The organism is Streptomyces sp. TAA204, assembly GCF_000424965.1.
Genome location: NZ_KE384281.1, coordinates 385,664 through 398,246, shown reverse-complemented (window position 1 = coordinate 398,246; position 12,583 = coordinate 385,664). Strand labels below are relative to the sequence as shown.

Annotated in this window: 13 protein-coding genes and 1 pseudogene; all 14 read left to right on the top strand. The window is 69.6% G+C overall.

Features of this window, described 5'->3' with window-relative positions:
• Positions 1-494, top strand: a pseudogene (locus tag H343_RS0126345) (transcription termination factor Rho); the annotation flags it as partial.
• A gap of 389 nt (positions 495-883) precedes the next feature.
• Entirely contained in the window at positions 884-2,011 is a 1,128-nt protein-coding gene (locus H343_RS0126340; protein ID WP_037905158.1) for an LCP family glycopolymer transferase, read from the top strand.
• A gap of 243 nt (positions 2,012-2,254) precedes the next feature.
• On the top strand, positions 2,255-2,479 hold the full coding sequence (gene rpmE, locus H343_RS0126335) for a 50S ribosomal protein L31 (RefSeq protein WP_028433576.1): 225 nt from the start codon (positions 2,255-2,257) through the stop codon (positions 2,477-2,479).
• A 112-nt stretch (positions 2,480-2,591) separates the two neighbouring features.
• Positions 2,592-3,671 (top strand): peptide chain release factor 1, encoded by a 1,080-nt coding sequence (gene prfA, locus H343_RS0126330; RefSeq protein ID WP_028433575.1) that lies wholly within the window; start codon positions 2,592-2,594, stop codon positions 3,669-3,671.
• Positions 3,672-3,701: 30 nt separating this feature from the next.
• Positions 3,702-4,583, top strand: a complete 882-nt coding sequence (gene prmC, locus H343_RS0126325; RefSeq protein WP_051266061.1) for a peptide chain release factor N(5)-glutamine methyltransferase — start codon at positions 3,702-3,704, stop codon at positions 4,581-4,583.
• Positions 4,583-5,230, top strand: a complete 648-nt coding sequence (locus tag H343_RS0126320) for an L-threonylcarbamoyladenylate synthase (protein WP_028433573.1) — start codon at positions 4,583-4,585, stop codon at positions 5,228-5,230. Before prmC ends, H343_RS0126320 begins: the two co-directional genes overlap by 1 nt.
• A gap of 88 nt (positions 5,231-5,318) precedes the next feature.
• On the top strand, positions 5,319-5,993 hold the full coding sequence (locus H343_RS0126315; protein ID WP_028433572.1) for a low molecular weight phosphatase family protein: 675 nt from the start codon (positions 5,319-5,321) through the stop codon (positions 5,991-5,993).
• Between the two features lie 72 nt (positions 5,994-6,065).
• Positions 6,066-7,499, top strand: a complete 1,434-nt coding sequence (locus H343_RS32960) for an undecaprenyl/decaprenyl-phosphate alpha-N-acetylglucosaminyl 1-phosphate transferase (protein WP_037905155.1) — start codon at positions 6,066-6,068, stop codon at positions 7,497-7,499.
• Positions 7,500-7,659: 160 nt separating this feature from the next.
• A complete protein-coding gene (locus H343_RS0126305; protein ID WP_028433571.1) occupies positions 7,660-8,109 on the top strand; it encodes a Cg1360 family ATP-synthase-associated protein in 450 nt (149 codons plus the stop codon).
• A gap of 246 nt (positions 8,110-8,355) precedes the next feature.
• Complete coding sequence (gene atpB / locus H343_RS0126300) at positions 8,356-9,171, top strand: F0F1 ATP synthase subunit A (protein WP_028433570.1); 816 nt, start codon at positions 8,356-8,358, stop codon at positions 9,169-9,171.
• 75 nt (positions 9,172-9,246) lie between these two features.
• A complete protein-coding gene (atpE, locus tag H343_RS0126295; RefSeq protein WP_028433569.1) occupies positions 9,247-9,483 on the top strand; it encodes an ATP synthase F0 subunit C in 237 nt (78 codons plus the stop codon).
• Positions 9,484-9,521: 38 nt separating this feature from the next.
• Positions 9,522-10,064, top strand: coding sequence for a F0F1 ATP synthase subunit B (locus H343_RS0126290; protein WP_028433568.1), 543 nt, complete (start codon positions 9,522-9,524; stop codon positions 10,062-10,064).
• Positions 10,061-10,876, top strand: coding sequence for a F0F1 ATP synthase subunit delta (locus H343_RS0126285; protein WP_028433567.1), 816 nt, complete (start codon positions 10,061-10,063; stop codon positions 10,874-10,876). The genes H343_RS0126290 and H343_RS0126285 overlap by 4 nt, the downstream gene beginning before the upstream one ends.
• 132 nt (positions 10,877-11,008) lie before the next feature.
• Entirely contained in the window at positions 11,009-12,580 is a 1,572-nt protein-coding gene (gene atpA, locus H343_RS0126280; protein ID WP_028433566.1) for a F0F1 ATP synthase subunit alpha, read from the top strand.
• Positions 12,581-12,583 lie beyond the last annotated feature (3 nt).

Genomic DNA, 12,583 nt, shown 5'->3' with positions numbered 1-12,583 from the left:
TGGACAACATCACGCGGCTGGGTCGTGCCTACAACCTGGCGGCTCCGGCCTCGGGGCGGATCCTGTCCGGTGGTGTGGATTCCACGGCGCTGTATCCGCCGAAGAAGTTCTTCGGTGCGGCGCGCAACATCGAGGACGGGGGGTCGCTGACGATTCTGGCCGCGGCGCTGGTGGAGACCGGTTCGCGGATGGATGAGGTGATCTTCGAGGAGTTCAAGGGCACCGGCAACATGGAGCTGAAGCTGGACCGGAAGCTGTCGGAGAAGAGGATCTTCCCCGCGGTGGACGTGGACGCTTCGGGCACCCGCAAGGAGGAGATCCTCATGGCGGGTGACGAGCTGCAGATCATCTGGAAGCTCCGCCGGGTCCTGCACGCCCTGGACCAGCAGCAGGCCATCGAGCTGCTGCTGGACAAGATGAAGCAGACCAAGTCCAACACCGAGTTCCTGCTCCAGATCCAGAAGAACACCCCCACCCCCGGCAGCGGCGACTGACAGCCGTCCCGCCGGACCCGTACGGGCGTATCAGCGAGGGCCGTCCCACCACACGCGGTGGACGGTCCTCGCTGTGCGTGAGGGGACCTGAGAGCTTGACCACAGCCACATCGCTTCCCGGCTCCTCGGTGAGAACCCCGCAGTCGGGCATCGAAGCAGGTCACGTCCGGTGCGAGGGTCCTCGTTCCCGGGCCGCGCCCCCGCTCGCCGCCGGGAGCCGCCCGTCACGGCGTGTGAAATTCTGCCGGGCGGCATGGCCGGAGGCGTCGCCGGAGGACCGGCGGGCGCAGCGGCCACGGACGGAAGGCAGGACCGCACGCCGCACGGAGACACGGCGGCGCACGGCTGAGACACGGCTGAGACACGGCGGAGACCGGGGCAGGGCGACGATGGCGGACGAGAACACAGAGGCTCGGGCGGCGGCTGGAGAACCAGCGCGGGGCGGCATCCGCCCCACCGGCCGCCGCCGCAAGCCGCTCGCACGGCGCAGGCGCGTGCTGAGGGCGGCCGCATGGACGGCAGCGGCGGCCGTCGTCGCCGGCGGCTCCGGCCTGGGGCTCGCCTACTCCCAGCTCAGCGGCAACATCTCCGGCGTGGACATCGACGCAAGGCTCGGCGGTGACCGGCCGGACGACGTCCCCGACGGCTCGATGGACATCCTCGTCCTCGGCTCCGACTCCCGCTCCGGCGGCAACGCCCGGTACGGCGGGGGCCAGGCCGGCGCCCGCTCCGACACCGCGATGATCGTGCACATCAACGCGGAGCACGACCGCGCCAGTGTGGTCTCGATACCGCGGGACACGCTCGTCGGGAGGCCCGGATGCGTCCGGGACGACGGCAGCGGCACGGCCCCCGCCCGGAGGGCCATGTTCAACTCCGCGTACGAGACGGGCGGGCCGGCCTGCACGGTGAAGACCGTCGAGTCGATGTCGGGCGTACGGATGGACCACTACGTCGAGGTCGACTTCACCGGCTTCAAGAAGCTGATCGACACCCTCGGCGGTGTCGAGGTCACCACCGGCAAGCCGATCAGGGACAGGGACAGCCACCTCGATCTCGCCGCCGGCACCCACACCCTCGGCGGCGAGCAGGCGCTCGGCCTCGTCCGCACGCGGCACGCGGTCGGCGACGGCAGTGACCTGGGCCGTATCCAGCTCCAGCAGGCATTCGTCAAGGCGCTGCTGGACCAGGTCGACAGCGTGCGTGTCCTCAGCAGCCCGAAGAGGCTCTACGGTCTGGCGGACAGCGCCACCTCCGCGGTGACCACGGACTCCGACCTGGATTCGGTCGCTGACCTGGCCGGCCTGGCCAAGATGCTCAGGGGCATCGGGTCCGACGACATCCAGATGTCCACGCTGCCGGTGACCTATGACCCGGCCGACCCGAACCGCGTACTGCCGATCGAGTCCCAGGCGCGGAAGGTGTGGTCGGCGATCGAGCGGGACGCCGCCATACCGAGGTCGGCGACGAAGGGCTCGGCGGGCGACCGTACGGGTGCCGCCGGAGTCGTCCGCTGACGGGCTTCGGCGCGGGGCGCACGGCGTGGCGCACGGCGAGGTGCCCGGCGGGATGCCCGGTGAGGTGCCCGGTGTGGAACGCCGGTGCGGCCGGTCCCGGCGGCGCCGGCACGGCGGAATAATCACCGTCCGGCCCCGGTTTTGGGAGGTACGGCCGGTGATGGCAGACTGGACCGTCGGCCCCGGTTCACGGAGGACAACCCGTCCCCCGACCCGGTGCCCTCCCGGAACTAGGAGACACCCTTGAAGCGCGACATCCACCCGGAGTACGTGGAGACCCAGGTCAGCTGCACCTGCGGCAACTCCTTCACCACCCGTAGCACCGTGAGCGGCGGCGTGATCCGCGCCGACATGTGCTCCGCGTGCCACCCCTTCTACACAGGCAAGCAGAAGATCCTCGACACCGGAGGCCGCGTGGCCCGGTTCGAGGCCCGCTTCGGCAAGAGCGGCGGCTCCGCCAAGAAGTAGCACCATTCGAGCGCCGGTCCTCGGCTCGCCCCCGCCGGGCGCGCCGGACCGGCGCTCTTTTGCGCGGCCTGCGCGGCGCGGCACCTTCTTCATCCACGTAAAGGGACAAACGATGTTCGAGGCGGTCGAGGAACTCATCGGTGAGCACGCCGAGTTGGAGAACCGGCTCGCCGATCCAGCGATCCACGCCGACCAGGCGCGTGCCCGCCGGCTGAACAAGCGGTACGCCGAACTCACCCCCGTCGTGGCCGCGTACCGGTCCTGGAAGCAGGCCGGGGAGGACATCGCCACCGCCCGTGAACTCGTCGCCGACGAGCCCGACTTCGCCGCCGAGGTGAAGGAGCTGGAGGCACACCGCGAGGAGCTGACGGAGAGGCTGCGCCTGCTGCTCGTCCCCCGCGACCCCAGTGACGACAAGGACGTCATCCTCGAGATCAAGGCGGGTGAGGGCGGCGACGAGTCCGCCCTCTTCGCCGGTGACCTGCTGCGGATGTACCTGCGCTACGCCGAGCGTGTGGGCTGGAGGACGGAGCTGATCCAGTCCACCGAGTCCGACCTGGGCGGCTACAAGGACGTACAGGTCGCGGTGAAGACCAAGGGCGGTGCGGGCGCGGGCGAGCCCGGGCAGGGCGTGTGGGCGCGCCTGAAGTACGAGGGGGGAGTGCACCGCGTGCAGCGGGTGCCGGCCACCGAGTCGCAGGGCCGTATCCACACCTCCGCCGCGGGCGTGCTGGTCCTCCCGGAGGCCGAGGACGTCGATGTCGAGGTCAACCCCAACGACCTGCGGATCGACGTCTACCGATCCTCCGGTCCCGGCGGTCAGTCGGTCAACACCACGGACTCCGCGGTGCGCATCACCCATGAGCCCACCGGCATCGTCGTCTCCTGCCAGAACGAGAAGAGCCAGCTGCAGAACAAGGAGCAGGCGCTGCGCATCCTGCGCGCACGGCTGCTGGCGGCGGCCCAGGAGGAGGCGGAGAAGGAGGCTTCCGACGCCCGCCGCAGCCAGGTACGTACGGTGGACCGGTCGGAGCGCGTACGCACGTACAACTTCCCCGAGAACCGGATCTCCGACCACCGGGTCGGCTTCAAGGCGTACAACTTGGACCAGGTGCTCGACGGCGAACTGGACCCGGTGATCCAGGCGTGCGTCGACGCCGACTCCGCGGCCAAGCTGGCCGCGGCCCAGTAAGCTGCACGGACGGGTGGTACGGAAGAGAAGATGCTGCATTCGTCCGGGGGACGTCCCCCCAATTCGCGCGGCCTGCTGATCACCGAGGTGGCACAGGCGACTCAGCGGCTTGCCGACGCGGGTGTGCCCTCGCCCCGCTTCGACGCCGAGGAGCTCGCCGCGTTCGTGCACGGCGTCAAGCGCGGCGAGCTGCACCGGGTCGCCGACGCCGACTTCGACGCCCGCTACTGGGAGGCCGTCGCACGCCGCGAGGCCCGCGAGCCCCTTCAGCACATCACCGGACGTGCCTTCTTCCGCTACCTCGAACTGCAGGTCGGGCCGGGCGTGTTCGTACCCCGCCCGGAGACGGAGTCGGTGGCCGGCTGGGCGATAGAGGCGGTACGCGCGATGGACGTTGCCGAACCCCTCATCGTCGACCTGTGCACCGGGTCGGGAGCCATAGCGCTCGCCCTCGCCCAGGAGGTGCCCCGCTCCCGTGTGCACGCGGTCGAACTCGACGCGGGCGCGCACGGCTGGGCCCGGAAGAACGTCGAGGGCAGCCGCGTCACCCTGCACCACGGCGACGCGCTGACCGCGCTGCCCGAACTCGACGGCCAGGTCGACCTGGTGGTCGCCAATCCGCCCTACATCCCGCTCACCGAATGGGAGTATGTGGCACCCGAGGCCCGCGACCACGACCCCGAACTGGCGTTGTTCTCGGGGGAGGACGGGCTGAGCACCATCCGCGGCCTGGAGCGCGCGGCACACCGGCTGCTGCGCCCGGGAGGCGTCGTCGTCATCGAGCACGCGGACACCCAGGGCGGCCAAGTCCCCTGGATCTTCACCGAGGACCGCGGCTGGGCCGACGCCGCCGACCACCCCGACCTGAACAACCGGCCCCGATTCGCCACAGCCCGCAGGGAGGTGCCGTGATGGCACGGCGTTATGACTGCACCGACTCGACCGACCGCAAGACCGGCCTGCGCGAGGCCGCCTCGGCGGTCCGCCGCGGTGAACTCGTCGTGCTCCCCACGGACACCGTCTACGGCATCGGCGCCGACGCGTTCAGCCCGGACGCCGTCGGTGATCTGCTGGAGGCCAAGGGCCGGGGGCGCAACATGCCCTCGCCCGTGCTCGTCGGCTCCCCGAACACGCTGCACGGCCTGATCACCGACTTCTCCGAGTCCGCCTGGGAGCTGGTGGACGCCTTCTGGCCGGGCGCGCTCACCCTCGTGGCGCGGCACCAGCCGTCGCTCACCTGGGACCTGGGCGACGCACGGGGCACGGTGGCGGTGCGGATGCCGCTGCACCCCGTCGCGATCGAACTGCTGAAGGAGTTCGGCCCGATGGCCGTCTCCTCCGCCAACCTCAGCGGGCACCCCGCTCCCCAGGACTGCGACGCCGCGCAGACGATGCTGGGCGACTCGGTCGCCGTCTACCTCGACGGGGGCCCGACACCGGACTCGGTGCCCTCCTCGATCGTCGACGTCACCGGGAAGACCCCTGTGCTGCTGCGTACGGGCGCTCTGAGCGCGGAGGAGCTGCGCGAGGTCGTACCCGACCTGGAGGTGGCCTCGTGAACGGGGCCGCGCGGGCCCTGGCCCCGAGGACAGCAGCGCGGAAGCTCCCCCGCGTCGACGCCGGCGTGCGGGCCGGGAGATACGTGCAGTGAACATCCCGCACGGGCGTGGCACCGCGGACACCGGCGGTACAAGCGGCACCGCGGGCGTCTTCCGTATCCTCCACGTCTCCACCGGCAACGTCTGCCGCTCGCCGCTGACCGAGCGGCTGACGCGGCATGCCCTGGCGGAGCGGCTGGGGGAGGGGCTCAGCGGCGGCATCCTCGTGGAGAGCGCGGGCACGTGGGGCCACGAGGGCGCCCCGATGGAGGAGCACGCCGCCGAGGTGCTGCTGGAGCACGGTGCGGACCCGGAGGGCTTCCGAGGCCGGGAGCTGCTGGACGAGCACGTCATCCGCGCCGACCTCGTGCTGACCGCGACGAGGGACCACCGGGCGCAAGTGGTCTCGATGGGGCACTCGGCCGGGCTGCGCACCTTCACGCTGAAGGAGTTCACACGGCTGGTGAAGGCGATAGACGCCGCCACCCTGCCGGACCCGCGCTCCGCGCAGGGCGTCGTCGAGCGGGCCGGCGCGCTGGTGCAGGCAGCGGCGGCGCTGCGGGGCTGGCTGCTGGCGCCCAGTCCGGACGCGGACGAGATCCATGATCCCTACGGGGCGCCCATCCCGTACTTCCGTTCCGTGGGCGAGGAGATCAGCGGGGCGCTCGATCCCGTCGTGACGGCGCTGACCGGCGTACCTGCGCGTTCCCGGCCGTACACGTGAAACCGCCGGGACCGCGCAGGTGTCCTATGGTGTGGGGCCAAGGAGTAGCGAGCACAGAACCCTGGGGAGCCCGTGCGTGAATACCTGCTGACTCTCTGCATCACTGCCGCGGTCACGTATCTGCTGACCGGGCCGGTGCGGAAGTTCGCCATCGCGGCAGGCGCGATGCCGCAGATCCGGGCACGCGACGTGCACCGGGAGCCGACACCGCGGCTGGGCGGCATCGCCATGTTCGGCGGTCTGCTGGCGGGCCTGCTGGTCGCTTCCCAACTCACCAACATCGGCGATGTGTTCATCCGCTCCGACGAACCGCGTGCGCTGCTCTCCGGCGCAGGGCTGATCTGGCTGCTGGGCGTGCTGGACGACAAATGGGGCGTGGACGCCCTGGTGAAGCTCGGCGGTCAGATGATCGCCGCCGGTGTGATGGTGCTCCAGGGGCTGACCATCCTGTGGCTGCCCGTGCCCGGCGTGGGCAACGTCGCGCTGACTCAGCTGCAGGGCACGCTGCTCACCGTCGCGCTGGTGCTGATCACGATCAACGCGGTGAACTTCGTGGACGGGCTGGACGGGCTGGCCTCCGGCATGGTCGTCCTCGCCGCCGCGGCGTTCTTCATGTACAGCTACCGCATCTGGTACGGCTACGGGGTCGAGGCGGCCGCGCCGGCCACGCTGTTCGCGGCCGTCCTGATGGGGATGTGCCTGGGTTTCCTGCCGCACAACATGCATCCGGCGCGGATCTTCATGGGCGACTCCGGCTCGATGCTCATCGGGCTCGTGCTGGCAGCGGGCGCGGTCTCGATCACCGGCCAGGTCGACCCGGACCTCATGGTTCAGCACACCGGCTCCGAGCGTTCGGCTGTGCACACGATGGTGCCGCTGTACATGCCCCTGCTGCTGCCGCTGACGATCATCGCCATCCCGGTCGCCGACCTGGTGCTGGCGATCGTCCGCAGGACGTGGCGGGGCGAGTCGCCGTTCGCGGCGGACAAGGGGCATCTGCACCACCGGCTGCTGGAGATCGGGCACTCGCACAGCCGCGCGGTGCTGATCATGTACTTCTTCTCGGCGCTGATCGCCTTCGGCGCGGTCGCCTTCTCCGTGCAGTCCTCCAGCCTGGTGATCGTGCTCGCGATCGTTCTGCTGTGTGCGGTCGGGCTCGTGGTTCTGCTGATGCCGCGCTTCACGCCGCGGCTGCCGGGGTGGGCGGAGGCGTTCGTACCGCCGCGCTACCGGAGGAGCCGGCGGGACGAGGCCGCCGTGGACGAGGCGGACGGGGAGGCTGCCGTGGACGAGGCGAAGGATCTTCCCGCGGCGGACGGCGACGCCCAATCCGCCCCGGCGGCGCGGGAGTCGGACGCTCCGGGGGAGCCGGAGGTGCCCGCGGAGGCGGGGGCGGAGCTCCAGGCCGCGTTCGCGGGGCTCAACGGCGCGACGGCGATGGGGAGCAACGGTCAGCGGAGCAAGCCCAGTTCAGCGCCCACGTGTGACGGCCAGCACACCAAGTAGGTAAAGACCTCATCAAATAGTTTGTGATACCGTTCACGAAACCCGGCGATGGGGCCGAAGGACCGTAGTGCGACGGTCCTTGGCGCGGCATCCGCACCTTCTCGCCGGGGAGACGGTCGTCCCCGACGACAGACGCCCCCGATCTTCCGGAGCAACTCCCATGCAGTCGAACGACGCTCGCATGCTCCTGCAGTGCGCCGTCCCGACCGCCCTCGCAGGTGCCGTGGCCGCGGTCGTGAGCGGTGTGCTCGCGGGCGGCAAGGGCGCACTCGGCGCGGCAGCCGGCGCCGCCGTGGTGATCCTCTTCATGGGGATCGGTCTCACCGTGCTCCAGCGCACCGCGAGGTCCCTGCCGCACCTCTTCCAGGTGATGGGTCTGCTCCTCTACGCGACGCAGATCCTGCTGCTGGCCGTGGTGTTGATCATGTTCAGGGACACGACGCTCTTCAGTACGAAGGCGTTCGGTTTCTCGTTGCTGGGGGCCGCCGTCCTGTGGGTGGCCGCGCAGGCGCGGGCGCACATGAAGGCCAAGATCCTGTATGTGGAGCCCGAATCGTCCGGCCGTGCCGGTGGTGACACGAAGGCCGCGCCCACCGGGGCCAATTCGTGATCCGCGACGGACGTAGGGCCGGGATAAGCACACGCTCCGGCAACTGCTATGGTCCGTTCCCAACTGCGGTGCAGCAGGCGCAGGCGGCTGAGTTCACCGATTCCCGCGCAGGGGTCGGACGGCCCCGCTCGTCGACCGGTCGCCGCCCCCACATTCGCCAGAACAGTCCAGTGCCGCTCCGTGGCCGCGTGCCGCGCCGACACATCGAGGTAGCCGTATCCATGCGCCATGCAGAAGGAGCTCGCGGTGAGTGCTGACCAGATGCTCGCCTTCGAGACCGATTGCCACATCTTCGATGGATGCGGCTTCAGTACCGTTTCGCCCGGCTTGCACTCCTTCGTCTTCAAGCCGCTCGGCACGGTCGGCGGATTCGAGTTCAACAAACCGATGCTGCTGGCCCTTGTCGGGTCGATCGTCATCGTGGGGTTCTTCTGGGCCGCGTTCAGCAAGCCGAAGCTGGTCCCCGGCAAGCTGCAGATGATCGGTGAGGCCGGGTACGACTTCATCCGCCGCGGCGTCGTCTACGAGACGATCGGCAAGAAGGAGGGCGAGAAGTATGTACCGATGATCGTCGCCCTGTTCTTCTTCGTCTGGATCATGAACCTCTGGTCGATCATCCCGGTGGCCCAGTTCCCGGTGACCTCCATCATCTCCTTCCCGATGGGCCTGGCGCTGATCGTCTACATCACCTGGGTCTCCCTGACCTTCAAGCGGCAGGGATTCGTGGGGGCGTTCAAGAACTTCACCGGCTACGACAAGTCCCTCGGGCCGGTCCTCCCGCTCGCCATGCTGATCGAGTTCTTCTCGAACCTGCTGGTGCGCCCCTTCACTCACGCAGTCCGGCTCTTCGCGAACATGTTCGCCGGCCACGTGCTGCTCCTGCTGTTCACGATCGCCACCTGGTACCTGCTGAACGGCATCGGGATCGCCTACGCGGGCGTCTCCTTCGGGATGGCGGTTCTCATGACCGCCTTCGAACTCTTCATCCAGGCCATTCAGGCGTACGTCTTCGTGCTCCTGACCTGCAGCTACATCCAGGGCGCGCTCGCCGAGCACCACTGAGCCCCCGACCCACTGACCACCCGCCCTTCCGGTGGCCAACCCCCATCGGATCGTGAAAGAGAAGGAAGAACCGGCATGTCCGCTCTCCAGAACCTCGCCGCCGTCACCGGCAACATCGGCTCCATCGGCTACGGCCTCGCCGCCATCGGCCCCGGCATCGGCGTCGGCATCGTCTTCGGTAACGGCACCCAGGCCCTGGCCCGTCAGCCCGAGGCCGCCGGCATGATCCGTCAGAACCAGATCCTCGGCTTCGCCTTCTGTGAGGCGCTCGCCCTGATCGGTCTGGTCATGCCGTTCGTCTACCCGTCCTGACGGCGAGCGACCCACCCCTCCCGACGAAAGGCACTGATGTGATCGCCCTGGTACAGAAGGCGGCCGAGGAGCAGAACCCCCTCGTTCCGCCGCTCCCAGAGCTCGTCATCGGCCTGCTCGCTTTCGGCATCGTCTTCTTCTTCCTCTGGAAGAAGCTCATCCCGAACATCAACAAGGTTCTGGATGAGCGCCGTGAGGCCATCGAGGGCGGAATCGAGCAGGCCGAGGCAGCGCAGGAAGAAGCGGCCGAGGTCCTCAAGCAGTACAAGGACCAGCTCGCCGAGGCCCGGCACGAGGCCGCCCGGCTGCGCGCGGAGGCGCAGGAGCAGGGCGCCACGCTCATCGCCGAGATGCGTGCCGAAGGCCAGCGTCAGCGCGAGGAGATCATCGCGGCCGGCCACAGCCAGATCGCGGCCGACCGCAAGCAGGCCGCGCAGGCACTGCGCCAGGACGTGGGCAAGCTCGCCACGGACCTGGCCGGCAAGCTGGTGGGCGAGTCCCTCGAGGAGCACGCACGCCAGAGCCGCACGATCGACCGCTTCCTCGACGAGCTCGAGGAGAAGGCCGAGGCTTCCCGATGAACGGCGCGAGCCGTGACGCACAGGCAGCCGCCCGCGAGAGCCTGACTGCGCTGACCGACAACACCTCGGCCGACGCCGCCGAGCTGGCCGACGAGCTCGCCGCGGTGACGGCGCTGCTCGACCGCGAGGTGGCGCTGCGACGGGTCCTGAGTGACCCGTCGCGCAGCGGCGAGCGCAAGGCCGAGCTGGTCGGGAGTGTGCTGGGCGGCCAGGTCAGCGGCGCGACCGTGGACCTGGTCTCCGGCATGGTGCGCTCCCGCTGGTCGGCCCCGCGCGACCTCGTGGACGCGATCGAGGAGCTGGCGGACACCGCCGACCTGATCGCGGCCGAGCGGGCCGGTTCCCTGGAGGAGACCGAGGACGAGCTGTTCCGCTTCTCCCGTACCGTCTCCTCCTCGCCCCAGCTGCGGGCGGCGCTGGCCAACCCCAGCGCCGGCTCCGAGGCGAAGAGGGCGCTGCTGCACACGCTGCTCGGCGGCAAGGCACGGCCGGCCACGGAGCGTCTGGTCACGCGGCTTGTGACCCAGCCCCGTGGACGTAGCCTTGAAGCAGGGCTGGAGGCCCTCTCCAGGCTGGCGGCGGAGCGGCGCGACCGCTCGGTGGCCGTCGTCACCTCTGCGGTGCCGCTCAGTGACCAGCAGAAGGAGCGTCTCGGATCGGTGCTGGCGCGGATGTACGGGCGCCGGATGCATCTGAATCTCGACGTTGACCCCGAGGTACTGGGCGGGATCGCGGTGCGTATCGGAGACGAGGTCATCAACGGCTCCATCGCGGACCGCCTCAGCGAGGCTGAACGCCGCATGGCGGGTTGAGCGCCGGCTGCCCCACAGGCACACCACAGCCGGCGTGCACCACGCAGACACCAACTCAACAGCATCACTTAGCGGCCCGAGTTGGGCCGTAGAAGATCGATACGGTCCCAACAAGGAGAGCAGGGAACCCAGATGGCGGAGCTCACGATCCGGCCGGATGAGATCCGGGACGCGCTGGAGAATTTCGTCCAGTCGTACGAGCCGGACGCGGCCTCGCGCGAAGAGGTCGGGACGGTCAGCGTTGCCGGTGACGGCATCGCGAAGGTCGAGGGTCTGCCCTCGGCCATGGCGAACGAGCTGCTGAAGTTCGAGGACGGCACCCTCGGCCTCGCCCTCAACCTTGAGGAGCGCGAGGTCGGCGCGGTGGTCCTCGGTGAGTTCAGCGGCATCGAGGAGGGCCAGCAGGTGCGCCGCACCGGCGAGGTCCTGTCGGTTCCGGTCGGCGACGGCTACCTCGGTCGCGTCGTGGACCCGCTGGGTGCTCCCGTGGACGGCCTCGGCGACATCGAGTCCGAGGGCCGCCGTGCCCTCGAACTCCAGGCCCCCTCGGTCATGGACCGCAAGTCGGTGCACGAGCCGATGGAGACGGGCTACAAGGCCGTCGACACCATGACCCCGATCGGGCGCGGCCAGCGTCAGCTGATCATCGGCGACCGGCAGACCGGCAAGACCGCGCTCTGCGTCGACACGATCATCAACCAGCGCGACAACTGGCGCAGCGGCGACCCGGAGAAGCAGGTCCGCTGCATCTACGTCGCCGTCGGTCAGAAGGGCTCCACCATCGCGTCCGTGCGCGGCGCCCTGGAGGAGGCCGGCGCGCTGGAGTACACGACGATCGTCGCCGCTCCCGCGTCCGACCCGGCCGGCTTCAAGTACATCGCGCCCTACACGGGCAGCTCGATCGGCCAGCACTGGATGTACCAGGGCAAGCACGTCCTGGTCATCTTCGACGACCTGTCCAAGCAGGCCGACGCCTACCGCGCCGTGTCGCTGCTGCTGCGCCGCCCGCCGGGCCGCGAGGCCTACCCGGGCGACGTCTTCTACCTGCACTCCCGGCTGCTGGAGCGCTGCGCGAAGCTCTCCGACGCCAAGGGCGCCGGCTCGATGACGGGTCTCCCCGTCGTGGAGACGAAGGCGAACGACGTGTCGGCGTTCATTCCGACCAACGTCATCTCCATCACCGACGGCCAGTGCTTCCTGGAGTCCGACCTGTTCAACGCGGGCCAGCGCCCGGCGCTGAACGTGGGTATCTCGGTCTCCCGTGTCGGTGGCTCCGCGCAGCACAGGGCGGTCCGGCAGATCACCGGTTCGCTCCGTGTGGACCTCGCCCAGTACCGCGAGCTGGAGGCGTTCGCCGCCTTCGGTTCCGACCTGGACGACGCCTCCAAGGGCGCGCTGGAGCGCGGTAAGCGGATGACGGAGCTGCTCAAGCAGCCGCAGTACAACCCGTTCTCGACCGAGGACCAGGTCGTGTCCATCTGGTCCGGCACCAAGGGCAAGATGGACGACGTGCCCGTCGAGGACATCCGCCGTTTCGAGCGCGAGCTGCTGGAGTACATGCACCGCGAGCACAAGGGGCTGCTGACCAGCATCGTCGAGGGCGGCAAGATGTCCGACGACACGGTCCAGTCTCTCGGTGACGCAGTGGACGCCTTCCGGAAGCAGTTCGAGACCGCGGACGGCAAGCTGCTGGGCGAGGACTGAGCG

Bases quoted from the DNA above. Each gene is read 5' to 3' on its own strand.
- H343_RS0126340 (WP_037905158.1), top strand. From the start codon at position 884: ATGGCGGACGAGAACACAGAGGCTCGGGCGGCGGCTGGAGAACCAGCG.
- prfA (WP_028433575.1), top strand. From the start codon at position 2,592: ATGTTCGAGGCGGTCGAGGAACTCATCGGTGAGCACGCCGAGTTGGAG.
- prmC (WP_051266061.1), top strand. From the start codon at position 3,702: ATGCTGCATTCGTCCGGGGGACGTCCCCCCAATTCGCGCGGCCTGCTG.
- H343_RS0126320 (WP_028433573.1), top strand. From the start codon at position 4,583: ATGGCACGGCGTTATGACTGCACCGACTCGACCGACCGCAAGACCGGC.
- H343_RS0126305 (WP_028433571.1), top strand. From the start codon at position 7,660: ATGCAGTCGAACGACGCTCGCATGCTCCTGCAGTGCGCCGTCCCGACC.
- atpE (WP_028433569.1), top strand. From the start codon at position 9,247: ATGTCCGCTCTCCAGAACCTCGCCGCCGTCACCGGCAACATCGGCTCC.
- H343_RS0126285 (WP_028433567.1), top strand. From the start codon at position 10,061: ATGAACGGCGCGAGCCGTGACGCACAGGCAGCCGCCCGCGAGAGCCTG.
- atpA (WP_028433566.1), top strand. From the start codon at position 11,009: ATGGCGGAGCTCACGATCCGGCCGGATGAGATCCGGGACGCGCTGGAG.